A 14,212-nucleotide genomic window follows, 5' to 3' on the forward strand; every position below is an offset into this window, starting at 1 on the left:
CCTGGGATTAACACATCGACCCACAGACAAATAGCTAGAACTTACAAACTATAGAGCCCATTCCCACAAACTTTTCCAACTTAGGTGTATTGAATAAGTTTTCGGAGAGTGAACTAACGTCAATCATCCAACCCAGGGAAATGTTGCGCGATGTCACTGCCGCTTACTTGCGCAACGGCCCCGGACGCCGTCTGGAACAGGCTGATCGCGACCACGCGCGGCTCTTCCCCCAAGTCGAACCAGCGCGGCATGCCGGCAGGGATGCGCAGCAGGTCGTGTTTTTCGCAGAGCACCGTGTACACGTAATCGTCGATGTGCAAGCCGAGCAACCCACGCCCGGCGGCAAACAGACGGATTTCGTCGGCATCATGGCGATACTCGTCGCGCAAACCTGTAGCCACGGCATCCTTTTGCGGATGCTCACGACTCACGCTCAACACCTGCACCTGCGCATAACCGTGTGCCGTCATGCAGGTGTCGATTTGCGCCTGGTACGCTGCGCTCACCTCGGCCGCACTGGCGCCGGCCTCGACACGGGTACTCGCCTGCCAGCGCTCGAAACCCACGCCCTGCTCGGCCAGGGTCGAGGCAATGTCGTCAGCGTGGGTCAGGACCTTGTTCGGGGTGTCCGGGGTAGAAACGTGATAAACGCAAAGAATGCTCATAAAAAGGGTCCTCGGGCGGTAAGAGTCTGCAGATGATGGGCCGGGCTCACGGCCGCTCCTCGGGCAAGCGCTGCGCCATGATCAACGCAGCGGCCAGGGCTGCGAGGCTGGCGATACTGAAGGTCAGGGTCGGCCCCAACTGGTTCCAGCTATACCCGGAATACAAGGCGCCCAGCGCGCCGCCGGTACCGGCCAGCGCGGCGTAAAGGGCCTGGCCCTGGCCTTGTTGGCGCGCACCGAAGCTGCGCTGCACAAATTGGATGGCCGCTGCATGAAAGCTGCCAAAGGTTGCGGCATGCAGCAATTGGGCAAATAGCAGCACCCACAGGAACTCGGCGAACGCGCCCAGCAACAACCAGCGCAACGCCGCCAACAGGAAACTGGCCACCAGCACCCGGCGCACCGAGAAGCGCGAGAGGATCCGGCTCATGGCCATGAACATCAGCACTTCCGCCACGACGCCCAGGGCCCACAACAGACCAATCACGCCACGGCTGTAACCGAGGCTTTCCAGGTGCAGGGTGAGGAAGGTGTAGTACGGGCCGTGGCTCATTTGCATCAAGGCGACACAAGCATAAAACGCCAGCACACCTGGGCTGCGCAGTTGCCGCAGGAAGCCGTCGCCGGCACCGCGCTCGCCCGTGGCAGCCGGCTGGGCATTGGGCACCCACCAGCTGGCACCGATGATACCGGCCATGATCAATACGATCGCCACCGGGTAGATATCCAGGCTCAGGGCCTCGAACAGCCGCCCCAGGGCGACGACGGCGAGGATGAACCCCACCGAACCCCACAGGCGGACCTGGCTGTAGCGCGAGGTCTGGCCTTGCAGGTGCGCCAGGGTGATGACCTCGAACTGCGGCAATACCGCGTGCCAGAAGAACGCATGCAGGGCCATCACCAGCGCCAGCCAGGCGTAGCTCTGGCTGACAAAGATCAGCGAAAAACTGAGCAGCGTACACACCGCGCCAAAACGCACGATGGCCAGGCGCCGACCGGTGTAGTCCCCCAGCCAGCCCCAGATATTGGGGGCCACGCAGCGCATCAGCATCGGGATTGCAACCAACTCGCCAATACGCGCGCTGGAGAACCCCAGATGATGGAAGTACAGCGCCAGGAACGGCGCCGTCGCCCCCAGCAGGGCGAAATAGAACAGATAGAAGCTGGAAAGTCGCCAGTACGGGAGTGCGGTCACGGTCAGACCGTCACAGCTGGCCCAGTACCGGGGTACTTACACGCACATCGGCATTCTGCCCACGGTGCCGCAGCAGGTGATCCATCAGCACAATGGCCATCATTGCCTCGGCAATCGGCGTGGCGCGGATGCCAACGCACGGGTCATGGCGGCCCTTGGTGATCACGTCCACCGGGTTGCCATGCACATCAATGGAGCGCCCCGGCGTGGTGATGCTCGACGTCGGCTTGAGCGCCAGGTGCGCCACAATCGGCTGGCCGGACGAGATGCCGCCAAGAATGCCGCCCGCATTGTTGCTGACAAAACCTTCTGGGGTCAGCTCATCGCGGTGCTCGGTGCCGCGCTGGGCCACGCAGGCGAAACCGGCGCCGATTTCCACGCCCTTGACCGCGTTGATGCTCATCAGCGCGTGGGCCAGTTCAGCGTCCAGGCGGTCGAAAATCGGCTCGCCCAGGCCCGGCATCACCCCTTCGGCGACCACGGTGATCTTTGCACCCACCGAATCCTGGTCACGGCGCAGCTGGTCCATATAGGCCTCCAGCTCCGGCACCTTGTCCGGGTCGGGGCTGAAGAAGGCGTTGTCTTGCACGCTGTCCCAGCTCTTGAACGGGATTTCGATCGGGCCCAACTGGCTCATGTAGCCACGGATCACAATGCCCTGGGTTGCCAGGTACTTCTTGGCAATGGCCCCGGCGGCCACGCGCATTGCGGTTTCCCGCGCCGAACTGCGGCCACCGCCACGGTAGTCGCGCTCGCCGTATTTATGGTGGTAGGTGTAGTCGGCGTGGGCCGGGCGGAACAGATCCTTGATTGCCGAGTAGTCCTTGGACTTCTGGTCGGTGTTGCGGATCAGCAGGCCAATGGCGCAGCCGGTGGTGCGGCCTTCGAACACGCCGGAGAGGATTTCGACTTCGTCGGGCTCCTGGCGCTGGGTGGTGTGGCGGCTGGTGCCAGGCTTGCGGCGGTCGAGGTCGCGCTGCAGGTCGTCCAGGGACAGCTCAAGGCCGGGCGGGCAGCCGTCGACAATGGCGACCAACGCCGGGCCATGGCTTTCGCCCGCGGTGGTGACAGTGAACAGCTTGCCGTAGGTATTGCCGGACATGCAGAGCGCTCCGTGAAATCAGTTGAATCAACTCAACCGTGATAACTAAGCGCGCCAGTATACGCAGGCTCACCCAGTAGTTCATCCTCGAAACCTTCCCGGTAGACGTTGGTCCAACCGGCACCTTCCTCATGATGGCGCGATGATGCTGCGAGTTTTGCTGTTCACCCTCACCCTGTTCTGTACCGTCGCCCACGCCGCCAGCCCTGTGGTGCTGCAACGCCCCATCAGCCTGGACACCGGCAGCGGCGAGTTGTTTGGCTCTCTGTTGCTACCCCAATCTGACAAACCGGTGCCCGTGGTGCTGATCATCGCCGGCTCCGGCCCCACCGACCGCAACGGCAACAGCGCCGAAGGCGCACGCAACGACAGCCTCAAGCGCCTGGCCTTGGTCCTGGCCCGGCATAACATTGCCAGCGTGCGCTACGACAAACGCGGCGTGGCCGCCAGCCTCAAGGCCACACCCGACGAGCGCAACCTGACCCTGGACGCCTATGTCGCCGACGCGGTGGCCTGGGGCCAATTGCTCAAGGCCGATCCACGTTTCGGGCCCCTGGTGGTACTGGGCCACAGTGAGGGCGCCTTGGTGGCTGCCCTCGCCGCCCCTGAACTCGAGCCTGCCGGGGTGATCTCCCTGTCCGGCAGTGCCCGCCCGGTAGACCAGGTGATTCGCCAGCAACTGGCAGATCACATGCCGCCGGCCCTGCTGCTGCGCAGCAACCAAATCCTTGATCGACTCAAGGCCGGCCAGGTGGATGCCGATGTGCCAGGCCCGCTGCAAGGGATTTTCCGTCCCAGCGTGCAGCCATACCTGATCAGCCTGTTTCGTGCCGACCCCGCAGCGGCGTTCGCCCGCTTGACGATGCCGGCCCTGATCGTCCAGGGCACCACCGACCTGCAAGTGGGAGTGGCCGATGCCGAAAGGCTCAAGCAGGCCAAACCCGACGCAGAACTGGCGGTGATCCCCGGCATGAATCACGTGATGCGCATCGTACCCAACGATGTGAAACAGCAATTGAGCTCCTACAACGACCCGCAGTTGCCCCTCGCCGATGCGCTGGGCAGGCGCCTGGTTGGCTTTATCGACGGACTTCGCCCCCGATAAGCGACTATTGCCCCTCCAGTCCTGGAGAAAACGGCCGATAAGCACAGGGTCGACAGCAAAAAGCCTGTCGACTTGCTGGGCTTGGACAGGATCGCGCCGAATGACGAACACCGAAGCAGTACCACAACCTCCCGCCGAAACCACCGCCGACACCGAAGCGGCGGCTGCGGCTGCGCTGCCGTGGGCAGAGGTTGAGGCCGAACACTTCAAGATGCTGCGCCTGGCACCCTTGGCCACCGACCGCGCCACCGGCGCCCGACCGTTGCGCTTTGTGCAATTTGGCTATGCCGAGCGCAACAACAAGGACCACAGCCTGCTGCGCATGGTCATCCAATTACCCGCCCAACGGGTGCGACGCGAACAGAATCACCTGGACGTGTGGGTCGACCACGCCACCCACCGCGTGCATTTTGGCCCGGGCAACAGCCTGGAAATCGAGCCGGCCAACCGAGGCCTGGGCCGCTTCCTGGTGGCCCAGGGTGCCGCATGGGCGAAAAAGAAGTGGTCGCACTATCGCGTCGACGGCGTGGACCTGGCGAACAAGGATGCATTGAACGAAGCCACCCGCCTGCGCCGCGACCACTTTTTGCGGATCCAGGGATTTGATGTGGCCTATGCCGATGTCCAGCATCTGAAGGGGCATGTGCAGCCGGGCAAGGTCAGCGAAGTGCTGGACAGCTGGAACACCGAGAAGGTGCAGTTCGTGGAAATCCTCGAAGCCGCGCAGATGCTGCAACAGGCTGAGCAGAACCTGGCGGAGCAGGAAGTGAAGCTGCGCCACGAAGAAGAAAAGGTCATCAAGTTCAAGCGCGAGGACAGCGGCCTGCGTTTCACCATCACCTGCCTGGTGGCGTTCACCGTGTTCCAGGCGGGGCTGTTGATCTGGATTGCGACGCACCGCTGACAACACGCTTTAACTGATCAAACCAAATGTAGGAGCTGGCTTGCCTGCGATGCGGACGACTCGGTGTATCAGCCACACCGAGTTGATGCCATCGCTGGCAAGCCAGCTCCTACATGGACCGGGTTAGACCCTGGAGGCAAACACCGCCTGATGCTCCCGGCACTGCTGCGCCGTCAGCATGAACACGCCATGGCCACCGTTCTGGAACTCCAGCCAGGCAAAATCCACTTCCGGGTACAGCGCTTCAACGTGCACCTGGCTGTTGCCCACCTCGACAATCAGCAAACCCTTCTCGCTCAGATGGTCGGCCGCCTCGGCCAACATCCGGCGCACCAGGTTCAAGCCGTCGTCACCGCAGGCCAGGCCCAACTCGGGCTCGTGCTGGTATTCGTCGGGCATGTCGGCAAAGTCTTCGGCATCGACATACGGCGGGTTGGACACAATCAGGTCGAAGCGCTGGCCGGGCAAACCGTCGAAGCCGTCACCCTGCACGGTGTACACGCGCTCGTCGACGCCATGGCGCTCGATGTTCTGGTTGGCCACTTCCAGCGCTTCGAAGGACAAGTCCCCCAGCACCACTTCGGCTTCCTGGAACTCGTAGGCACAGGCGATGCCGATGCAACCGGAACCGGTGCACAAGTCGAGGATGCGCGCCGGTGGCTGGGCCAGCCAGGGTTCGAAACGGTTTTCGATCAACTCGCCAATCGGGGAGCGCGGGATCAGCACACGCTCGTCGACAATAAACGACATGCCGCAGAACCAGGCCTCTTTCAACAGGTAGGCGGTGGGCACACGCTCGTGGATACGCCGATGCAGCAGGCGCTGTACGTGGGAAATCTCTTCTTCTTCGAGGTTACAGTCCAGATAGCTGTCGGCAATTTCCCAAGGCAGGTGCAGCGCACCCAACACCAATTGCCGGGCTTCGTCCCAGGCATTGTCGGTACCATGGCCAAAAAACAGGTCTTCCCCATGGAAACGGCTGACAGCCCAACGGATATGGTCGCGCAAGGTGCGCAGGCGGGAAGTGATCACGGGGGCAAGCTCCAGGAAAAAACGACTGGCAATTCTAACAGCCTTAAGCTGTACGGACGATGTATGAAAAACCTTTGCGACACGTCGGATTTAACCTGATTCAAGGTTTTTCTGTTACACCGCAGTCCCTCTTGACATGGCTGTAGGCCAACAACGGCGCACCTTACGTTAGTAGCGATTCACAGAACCGCTCAGCCAGAGGACAATGTCGCAAAAGCCCCACTCACAGGAGCCCCAGAATGTCCGTTCCAAAGACGATGTTTCAACTCAGCGGTCGCGGTTACGCACCGGCCAATTTGAGCCACGCGACCCTTGTGATCATCGATGCCCAGAAAGAATATTTGAGCGGCCCGCTCGCCCTGTCAGGCATGGACGCCGCCGTAGAAAATATCAAGCAACTGAGCGCTGCCGCACGCAGGGCCGGGCGGCCCATCGTGCATGTCCGCCACTTGGGCACCGTTGGTGGCCTGTTCGACCCCCAGGGCGAGCGCGGCGAGTTCATCCCCGGCCTGGAGCCGCAAGCTGACGAAACCATCATCGGCAAGCTGCTGCCCAGCGCTTTCCACGGCACGCTCCTGGAAAAAACCCTGCAGGACCTGGGCTCCCTGGACCTGATCGTCTGCGGCTTCATGAGCCACTCCAGCGTCAGCACCACCGTGCGCGCGGCGAAGAACCTGGGCTTTCGCTGCACCCTGGTCGAAGACGCCTGCGCCACCCGTGACCTGCCTTACAAAGGCGGCATCCTCAGCGCCGAACATGTCCAGCAGACCGAAATGGCCATCATGGCCGACAACTTCGCCACCCTCGCCCTGACCCAAGATCTGATCTGATCGCCCTGTCGATGAGCGGCGCGGCCACCGCAACGGCCCCGCTCATCCGCTAAAGCCTGTCATTTACCGCAATTGCCTCCCAGCCCGGAACAAGTTGTTTATCTTCCGGTCGAAGGGCCGATACCCTGGAGGAAAGGTCGGAATGAAGATATCCGATGGTTTTGACGCTCGTCGCTTGCGCCCCAAGGGCCCGAGCAACTGGCGTCTGCGCCTGGGCGTGGCATTTGCCGCGTTGCTCGCGTTGTTTGGCTTACTGCTTGCGTTGGCCGGTGGTGCCGGCCTGTTGGGCCACTCGCCCGCGCTGGGCGAACTGAATGCCAGCCCGGGCGGTGCCGCCGTGCTGCTGGGCAGCGGGCTGTTGATCCTGTGGCTGGGTGTCTGGTTGTGGCGCCGTTGCCGACGCCGTATGCGCCAGCCCCTGGCACTGAACATTGCTTCGCACCTGATGAAAAAGCACGATTGAGGGAACACTGATAGCGTTTTGTCCCGCATCAACCGCCTCGATTTGGGTAAACTGCCCGCCCTGCGCGGAGGCTGACATGCAAGACGACGATTTTTCCCTGTTCAAGAACGAGCTGCGCGGCGTCAAGCCGATCAAGCACGACCGCGCCGACACCGGCAAACCCAAGGCCGACCGCGCGCAGATCGCCAAGCTGCGCCAGGCGGCCACGGTGCGCACTGACGCCACCACGGTGGACGGTCTGTCGGACCAGTTCGTGATTGACGTAGGCCCCGAAGACGATTTGATGTGGTCCCGCGATGGGGTCCAGGAAAGCCAGGTGCGCAAGCTCAAGGCCGGGCAGATCCCCTTCGAGGGCAGCCTCGACCTGCACGGCATGACCGTGGAAAAGGCCCGGGAAACCCTGTGGGCCTTCCTCGCCGAAGCCACCAAATTCGAAATCCGCTGCGTGCGCGTGACCCACGGCAAAGCCGTGCGCCTGGACGGCAAGCGCCCGATGATCAAGAGCCACGTCAATACCTGGTTGCGCCAGCATCCCCAGGTGCTCGGCTTCACCTCCTGCCAACCACGCCACGGCGGTGCCGGGGCGGTGTATGTGATGCTCAAGCGCACGATGCTCGAAGGGCGTGACGAGTAACCCAAGCTTGCAGCGATCTGCCGGCCACCGTACCCTTGCACTTTGCGAAAATCCCACAGGTAGTTTCATGTCCCTGGAACAGAATTACACAGCGATCCTCGGCCAAATCGGCGAGGACGTTTCCCGCGAGGGCCTGCTCGACACGCCAAAACGTGCCGCCAAGGCCATGCAGTACCTTTGCCGCGGCTATGAGCAGACACTGGAAGAGGTCACCAACGGTGCCCTGTTCAGCTCCGACAACAGTGAAATGGTGCTGGTCAAGGACATCGAGTTGTACTCGCTGTGCGAACACCACCTGCTGCCGTTCATCGGCAAGGCCCATGTCGCCTATATCCCCAGCGGCAAGGTCCTGGGCCTGTCGAAGGTCGCGCGGATCGTCGATATGTATGCCCGTCGCCTGCAGATCCAGGAAAACCTCAGCCGCCAGATCGCCGAAGCGGTCCAGCAGGTGACCGGTGCCCTGGGCGTTGCGGTGGTGATCGAGGCCAAGCACATGTGCATGATGATGCGCGGTGTGGAGAAACAGAATTCGTCGATGATCACCTCGGTGATGCTGGGCGAGTTCCGCGAAAACGCGGCGACCCGCAGCGAGTTCCTCAGCCTGATCAAGTAACAGGCTGCGTCAGAAAAAACCGGCATTCATCGCCGGTTTTTTTTCGCCTATAGAAATCAGGTAAGCTGCGGCCCCTTCTGTCATGGGCAAGAGGTTTCAGCCATGTTCGTCAAAGCACTTCGAGTGGGCCTCGGCCACGTCATCATCGCGGGCGACTTCCTTACCCGCCCGCGGAAAAAACAGCGCCCCGCCGAGCAACAGGCGCAGGTCAATGAAGCGGCCAAGGGCCTGACCCTGTATCAATTCCATGCCTGCCCGTTCTGCGTGAAGACCCGCCGCACCCTGCACCGCCTCAATGTGCCGGTGGCGCTCAAGGATGCGAAGAACAACGAGCAAGACCGCCAGACGCTGCTTACCCAAGGCGGCAAGATCAAGGTGCCGTGCCTGCGTATCGAAGAAAACGGCCAGACCACCTGGATGTATGACTCCAAGGTGATCATCGATTACCTGGACAAGCGCTTCGCCGCGATCTGACAGCAAACACAGTCCAAATGTGGGAACGGGCTTGCTCGCGAAAGCGGTGTATCAGCCAGTTATTCATCAACTGAGCCTGCGCTATCGCGGGCAAGCCCGCTCCTACATTTAGATCGCGCCTATCAGTCGAGCATCGGCACATGCCGCGGATGGCTGGCCACGCGGGCAAGCCAGGCTTGTACGGCCGGATAAGGGCTCAGGTCAAAACCACCCTCATGGGCCACGTGGGTGTAGGCATATAGCGCAATATCGGCGATCGAATACTGGTCGCCCACCAGGTATGGCGTGGCCTGCAGCTGTTTTTCCATGACCCGCAGGGCCTTGTAGCCGCCTTTGTGGGTGGTCTTGTATTCCTCCAGCCGATCTTCCGGCAGCCCCAGGTAAAACTGGATAAACCGTGCCACCGCGATGTACGGCTCGTGGCTGTACTGCTCGAAAAACTGCCACTGCAACACTTGGGTACGCAGGCGCGGTTCGCTGGGCAGGAATTCGCTGCCGTCGGCGAGGAAGTTGAGGATCGCGTTGGATTCCCATAGGCAGGTGCCGTCTTCGAGCTCCAGGACCGGGATCTTGCCGTTGGGGTTCTTCGCCAGGAACTCGGCGGTCTGTGTGTCGCCGTTCAAGATATCGACATTCACCCACTCATACGCGATGCCGAGCAGGTTGAGCATCAACTTGACCTTGTAGCAGTTGCCCGAGCGGTAATCGCCATAAACCTTGTACATGAAGCTCCCCTTATGCCGCTTGCGCGCGCTGTGCTTGACGGATCACCGCCGCGAGACGCTTGAGACCTTCGTCCAGGCGCGCCGGGTCGATGTGGCTGAAATTGAGCCGCAGGTGCCCGTGGTGCTGGTCCGGCTCGGCAAAGAACGGTTCACCGGGCATGAACGCCACGTCCTGGTCCAGCGCTTGTGCCAACAAGGTGCGGGTATCCAGGGGCTGTTTCAAGGTCAGCCAGAAGAATAATCCACCCTGGGGCACTTGCCAGTCGGCCAAGTCCTGGAAATGCCGGGTCAGCGCCAGTTGGAACCCATCGCGGCGCTCACGATAAAAACTGCGCAGTTGCCCCATGTGCTGCTGGTAGCGCTCGGTGCCGATCCACTGCATGGCCTGCCACTGGCCAACGCGGTTGGTGTGCAGGTCCGCCGACTGCTTGAGCTTGAGCAGAGGGGGGAACAGGTCGGGGCTGGCGATCAGATAGCCGACCCGCAATCCCGGGAGCAGGGTTTTGGACACGGTGCCGGTGTAGATCCAGCTGGCCTTGCGCAACTGGCTGACAATCGGCCGCGCACTGCCACCGTCGAAGGTCAGCTCGCGATAGGGCTCGTCTTCGATCAGGGTCACGCCGAACTCATCGAGCAGCGCCGCCACCGCATCGCGCTTGGCTTGGCTATAGCGCACGGCCGAGGGGTTCTGGAAGGTCGGGATCAGGTAGATGAACGCCGGGCGATGACGTTCCAGGCTGCTGCGCAGCGCCGCCAGGTTCGGGCCGTCGGCTTCCAGTTCCACGCTCAGGCAATGGGCACCGAACAGTTGGAAGATCTGCAAGGCGGCCAGGTAGGTCGGGCCTTCCAGAAGGATCTGCGTGCCTCGGTCGATATACAGCTTGGCCGCCAGGTCCAGGGTTTGCTGCGAACCGCTGACCACCAGGACCTGGCTGGCATCACAGGCCACCCCCAGCGCCCGCGCCTCGGCCGCCAGCAATTCGCGCAATTGCGGCTCGCCTTCGCTCATGCCGTACTGGCCCATGGCAGGCGGCATGCCTTGCCAATCCAGCGCCGGCAGCATGGCTTCGGCTGGCAGGCCACCGGCAAATGACATCACCTGCGGGCGTTGGGCCGCCGCGAGGATCTCACGGATCAAGGAGCTTTTAAGGCGCGAAACACGTTCAGAGAAAGCCATAAGGTCACCGGTAGCAAAGGCTGGGGAAAATACGTCAAACTGGTTGACCGAAATTACGACGCCCCAGGTAGATACGTCAATATGCTTGACCTTAAAAACCAGACCTCGCAGCAAGCCGCCATGGAAGCGTTCTTCTTCGGCTACCAGGCCTTTACCGCCAAGGCCGACGAAATGCTCGAACGCCGGGGCTTGAGCCGGGTGCATCAGCGCATCGTGTTTTTTATCGCCCGCTACCCCGCCTTGAGCGTCAAGCAACTGTTGGAGTTGCTGGGGGTAAGCAAGCAAGCGCTGAATATGCCGCTGCGCCAATTGCAGGAAATGCACCTGGTCGACAGCACGGCCTCGACCACCGACAAACGTAAGCGCCTGCTGCACTTGACCGAAGAGGGCCAGCGCTTCGAACACGCCCTGCGTCGTGAGCAAGTCAAGCTGCTGCAGCGCGCCTTTGCCGAGGCCGGCGAGGACGCCGTGAATGGCTGGCTGGCGGTGAACAAGGCCCTGACCCTGCCCTGAAATTGGCCTTTCATCTTTTTTGCACACATAATCGCAAACATTATTTGCTTTCTTTGTATACAAAAGCATAATTCGCTTCGTGCGAGTTCCTGACCTACTGGTCAACAAAGCCCGCTGGTACCTCAAAGCGCCGCTGCCCACTCATGTGTCCGGCGCTGGAAATAACAATAAAACTCTTGAGGAGTACTTGCTGTGGAAAGCCATAAATCCGACGCCCCGACCCTGGACCTCAGTCCGCCCGACCTTTCAACCACCAAACAGGGCTGGCTGGAGCGCCTGTTCAAACTCAGCTTGCATGGCACCACAGTGAAGACCGAATTGATCGCCGGCCTCACCACATTCATCACCATGGCCTACATCATCTTCGTCAACCCCAACATCATGGCCGACGCCGGCATCGACCACGGCGCCGCCTTTGTCGCGACCTGTATCGCCGCAGCCCTCGGCTGCCTGTTGATGGGCCTGTATGCCAACTGGCCTGTAGGCCTGGCGCCGGGCATGGGTTTGAATGCGTTCTTTACCTACACCGTGGTCGGCACCATGGGCTACACCTGGGAGACCGCGCTGGGTGCGGTATTTATCTCCGGCGTGCTGTTCATGATCCTGACGCTGTCGCGCATCCGCGAATGGCTGCTCAATAGCATTCCGGTGAGCCTGCGCCACGCCATGGGCGCGGGGGTAGGCCTGTTCCTGGGGGTGATCGGCCTGAAAACCGCCGGCATCATCGTTGCCAGCCCCGCAACCCTGATCAAGCTCGGCTCCCTGCATGAACCGGCCCCGCTGTTGGCGGCCGTGTGCTTCCTGCTGATCGCGATCCTCAGCTATCACCGGGTGTTCGGCGCCATCCTGATCAGCATCATCACCGTCACCCTGGCCGGCTGGGGCCTGGGCCTGGTGCATTACCAGGGCATCGTTGCCGCCCCGCCGAGCCTGGCGCCGACCTGGATGGCGATGGACGTGATGGGCGTGTTCAACGTCAGCATGATCAGCGTGGTGTTCGCCTTCCTGTTTGTGCACATGTTCGACACCGCCGGCACCCTGATGGGCGTCGCCCAGCGCGCAGGCCTGGTGAATGCCGACGGCAAGATCGAAAACCTCTCCCGGGCCTTGAAAGCCGACAGCGCCTCCAGTGTGTTTGGCGCAGTGGTCGGTGTGCCCCCCGTCACCAGTTATGTGGAAAGCGCCGCCGGCGTGGCGGCCGGCGGGCGCACCGGGTTGACGGCCGTGACCGTGGGCGTGCTGTTTGTGGCGGCGATGTTTTTCGCCCCGCTGGCGGGCATGATTCCTGCGTATGCCACGGCCGGTGCGTTGATTTATGTGGCGATGCTGATGATGAGCGGCATGGCCCATATCGAGTGGGACGACGCCACCGACAGCATTCCGGCGATTGTCACGGCAATCATGATGCCTCTGACCTTCTCGGTTGCCGACGGCATCGCCCTGGGCTTTATCACCTACGTGGCGCTCAAGGCCGGCACGGGCAAGTATCAGCAGATTTCTATCAGCCTGTGGGTGCTGTGCGCGATTTTTATCGCCAAGTTTGTGTTCCTGTAACGCGCAAGCTGGCGAAAACCGCCTCACCTGCGGGTGGGGCTTTTGCATGTATGGAGGAATGTAATGAGCGTGGAAACCTGGCTGCTGTTCAGCGGCGCTGCTTTGATCGTGATCCTGATTCCGGGGCCGCTGTCGCTGCTGATGATCAGCAACAGCCTGAACTACGGCCTGCGCCGTTCGTATCCGGCGTTTCTGGGTGGGGTGTTTGCCTCGATCTGCCTGTTGAGCGCCTCGGCCCTGGGCCTGGGCGCACTGTTGCTGGCGTCGGAGCAGTTGTTCAGCGCGCTGAAGATCGTCGGTGCGCTGTACCTGTTCTACCTTGCCTGGCAGAGCTGGCAGCAATCGCGCCTGCCGTCCCAGGGCGCCGTGGTGCCGGAGGCAGCGCCCGTGCCACGTTTTCGTGCACTGTTTGGCCGGGCGTTTGTGCTGGGCGCCAGCAATCCCAAGGACATTCTGTTTTTTGCGGCCTTCCTGCCGCAGTTTCTCAGCAGCCAACAGCCGTTCCTGCCACAACTGCTGATCATGATCGCCACCTGGACCGTGCTGGACCTGCTGTGCAAGCTGGCCTATGGCCTGGGTGCCCATGGTGCCGCGCGCTACCTGCGCACCGGTAAGGGCCAGAGCTGGTTCAATCGCTTCAGTGCCGGGCTGTTTGGCAGCGCCGGGGCAGCGTCGCTGCTCAAGGGCTAACACATAACCCTGTGGGAACTGTCGAGCTCCCACAATGGCTCCTCTTGTTCGCTGGCATTGGCTCATGACCCGCCTTTTTGCGGGCAAAAAAAAGCCCGCAGTGTGAGCGGGCGAAACCAACGAAGAGCATTTGGGGGTGTGAAGCCAGGTGACGACTCAGCTACCGCGATAGGTGGAGTAGCTGTAGGGCGAAATCAGCAAGGGCACGTGGTAGTGATCCTGTTCGGCGCTGATGCCAAAACGCAGCACCACCACATCCAGGAACGCCGGCTGGGGCAATTGCACGCCACGGGCGCGGTAGTAATCCCCGGCGCTGAATTGCAGCTGATAGACGCCACTGCGGTAGTCATCACCTTGCAGCAGCGGCGCGTCGCAACGGCCATCGCTGTTGGTCAAGGTGCTGGCAACCAGTTCCAGCTGCGCGCCTTCGACGCGGTACAGTTCAACCTTGATGGCGCTGCCTGGGCAGCCGTGCGCGGCGTCCAGTACGTGTGTGGTCAGTCGTCCCATGGATCGGAGCTCCCGTGTCATCGATT

The 14,212-nt window shown here is 61.7% G+C and carries 17 protein-coding genes; 10 read left to right on the forward strand and 7 right to left on the reverse strand.

What is annotated here, in order from left to right:
* Positions 1-119 precede the first annotated feature (119 nt).
* Genes HBO05_RS21680 through aroC form a run of 3 tightly spaced genes read right to left on the reverse strand, consistent with a single transcriptional unit; the run spans position 120 to position 2,962 of the window.
* On the reverse strand, positions 120-665 hold the full coding sequence (locus tag HBO05_RS21680) for an acireductone dioxygenase (RefSeq protein WP_172314025.1): 546 nt from the start codon (positions 663-665) through the stop codon (positions 120-122).
* A 46-nt stretch (positions 666-711) separates the two neighbouring features.
* Entirely contained in the window at positions 712-1,860 is a 1,149-nt protein-coding gene (locus HBO05_RS21685) for an MFS transporter (RefSeq protein WP_169952792.1), read from the reverse strand.
* A gap of 10 nt (positions 1,861-1,870) precedes the next feature.
* Positions 1,871-2,962 carry a chorismate synthase gene (gene aroC, locus HBO05_RS21690; RefSeq protein ID WP_170042763.1) on the reverse strand — a complete coding sequence of 364 codons (1,092 nt, stop codon included), beginning with the start codon at positions 2,960-2,962 and terminating at the stop codon, positions 1,871-1,873.
* A gap of 142 nt (positions 2,963-3,104) precedes the next feature.
* Here aroC and HBO05_RS21695 point away from each other — a divergent pair, with 142 nt between their 5' ends.
* A complete protein-coding gene (locus tag HBO05_RS21695) occupies positions 3,105-4,067 on the forward strand; it encodes an alpha/beta fold hydrolase (protein WP_169952796.1) in 963 nt (320 codons plus the stop codon).
* A gap of 100 nt (positions 4,068-4,167) precedes the next feature.
* On the forward strand, positions 4,168-4,971 hold the full coding sequence (locus HBO05_RS21700; protein ID WP_169952798.1) for a hypothetical protein: 804 nt from the start codon (positions 4,168-4,170) through the stop codon (positions 4,969-4,971).
* A gap of 123 nt (positions 4,972-5,094) precedes the next feature.
* Here the strand turns inward: HBO05_RS21700 and prmB are convergent, their stop codons facing one another.
* Positions 5,095-6,003 (reverse strand): 50S ribosomal protein L3 N(5)-glutamine methyltransferase, encoded by a 909-nt coding sequence (gene prmB / locus HBO05_RS21705; protein WP_169952800.1) that lies wholly within the window; start codon positions 6,001-6,003, stop codon positions 5,095-5,097.
* 239 nt (positions 6,004-6,242) lie between these two features.
* Here prmB and HBO05_RS21710 point away from each other — a divergent pair, with 239 nt between their 5' ends.
* The 5 genes from HBO05_RS21710 to HBO05_RS21730 all read left to right on the forward strand — a co-directional run bounded on the left by HBO05_RS21710 (position 6,243) and on the right by HBO05_RS21730 (position 9,017).
* The gene (locus HBO05_RS21710) at positions 6,243-6,833 is read left to right on the forward strand and encodes a cysteine hydrolase family protein (RefSeq protein ID WP_172314028.1); all 591 of its coding nucleotides are present in this window, start codon (positions 6,243-6,245) and stop codon (positions 6,831-6,833) included.
* 142 nt (positions 6,834-6,975) lie between these two features.
* Complete coding sequence (locus HBO05_RS21715) at positions 6,976-7,296, forward strand: hypothetical protein (protein WP_169952804.1); 321 nt, start codon at positions 6,976-6,978, stop codon at positions 7,294-7,296.
* A gap of 76 nt (positions 7,297-7,372) precedes the next feature.
* On the forward strand, positions 7,373-7,930 hold the full coding sequence (locus tag HBO05_RS21720) for a Smr/MutS family protein (protein ID WP_169952807.1): 558 nt from the start codon (positions 7,373-7,375) through the stop codon (positions 7,928-7,930).
* Between the two features lie 67 nt (positions 7,931-7,997).
* Complete coding sequence (gene folE / locus HBO05_RS21725) at positions 7,998-8,543, forward strand: GTP cyclohydrolase I FolE (protein ID WP_057440723.1); 546 nt, start codon at positions 7,998-8,000, stop codon at positions 8,541-8,543.
* A gap of 102 nt (positions 8,544-8,645) precedes the next feature.
* A complete protein-coding gene (locus HBO05_RS21730) occupies positions 8,646-9,017 on the forward strand; it encodes a glutathione S-transferase N-terminal domain-containing protein (protein ID WP_029300369.1) in 372 nt (123 codons plus the stop codon).
* 122 nt (positions 9,018-9,139) lie between these two features.
* Here HBO05_RS21730 and HBO05_RS21735 read toward each other — a convergent pair whose 3' ends face one another.
* Both HBO05_RS21735 and HBO05_RS21740 read right to left on the reverse strand, forming a co-directional pair.
* Entirely contained in the window at positions 9,140-9,742 is a 603-nt protein-coding gene (locus HBO05_RS21735) for a glutathione S-transferase family protein (protein ID WP_038447277.1), read from the reverse strand.
* 10 nt (positions 9,743-9,752) lie between these two features.
* The gene (locus HBO05_RS21740) at positions 9,753-10,919 is read right to left on the reverse strand and encodes a PLP-dependent aminotransferase family protein (protein WP_172314030.1); all 1,167 of its coding nucleotides are present in this window, start codon (positions 10,917-10,919) and stop codon (positions 9,753-9,755) included.
* 81 nt (positions 10,920-11,000) lie between these two features.
* Here HBO05_RS21740 and HBO05_RS21745 point away from each other — a divergent pair, with 81 nt between their 5' ends.
* The 3 genes from HBO05_RS21745 to HBO05_RS21755 all read left to right on the forward strand — a co-directional run bounded on the left by HBO05_RS21745 (position 11,001) and on the right by HBO05_RS21755 (position 13,676).
* The gene (locus tag HBO05_RS21745; protein ID WP_169952812.1) at positions 11,001-11,432 is read left to right on the forward strand and encodes a MarR family transcriptional regulator; all 432 of its coding nucleotides are present in this window, start codon (positions 11,001-11,003) and stop codon (positions 11,430-11,432) included.
* A gap of 222 nt (positions 11,433-11,654) precedes the next feature.
* Positions 11,655-12,986 carry an NCS2 family permease gene (locus HBO05_RS21750; protein ID WP_178123767.1) on the forward strand — a complete coding sequence of 444 codons (1,332 nt, stop codon included), beginning with the start codon at positions 11,655-11,657 and terminating at the stop codon, positions 12,984-12,986.
* Positions 12,987-13,049: 63 nt separating this feature from the next.
* The gene (locus tag HBO05_RS21755) at positions 13,050-13,676 is read left to right on the forward strand and encodes a LysE family translocator (RefSeq protein ID WP_169952818.1); all 627 of its coding nucleotides are present in this window, start codon (positions 13,050-13,052) and stop codon (positions 13,674-13,676) included.
* Between the two features lie 156 nt (positions 13,677-13,832).
* On the opposite strand, the gene uraH is transcribed toward HBO05_RS21755, so the two are convergent.
* Complete coding sequence (uraH, locus tag HBO05_RS21760; RefSeq protein ID WP_057440709.1) at positions 13,833-14,186, reverse strand: hydroxyisourate hydrolase; 354 nt, start codon at positions 14,184-14,186, stop codon at positions 13,833-13,835.
* Between the last annotated feature and the right edge of the window lie 26 nt (positions 14,187-14,212).

This window comes from Pseudomonas sp. WS 5079 (assembly GCF_012985465.1).
Taxonomy (GTDB): Bacteria; Pseudomonadota; Gammaproteobacteria; order Pseudomonadales; family Pseudomonadaceae; genus Aquipseudomonas.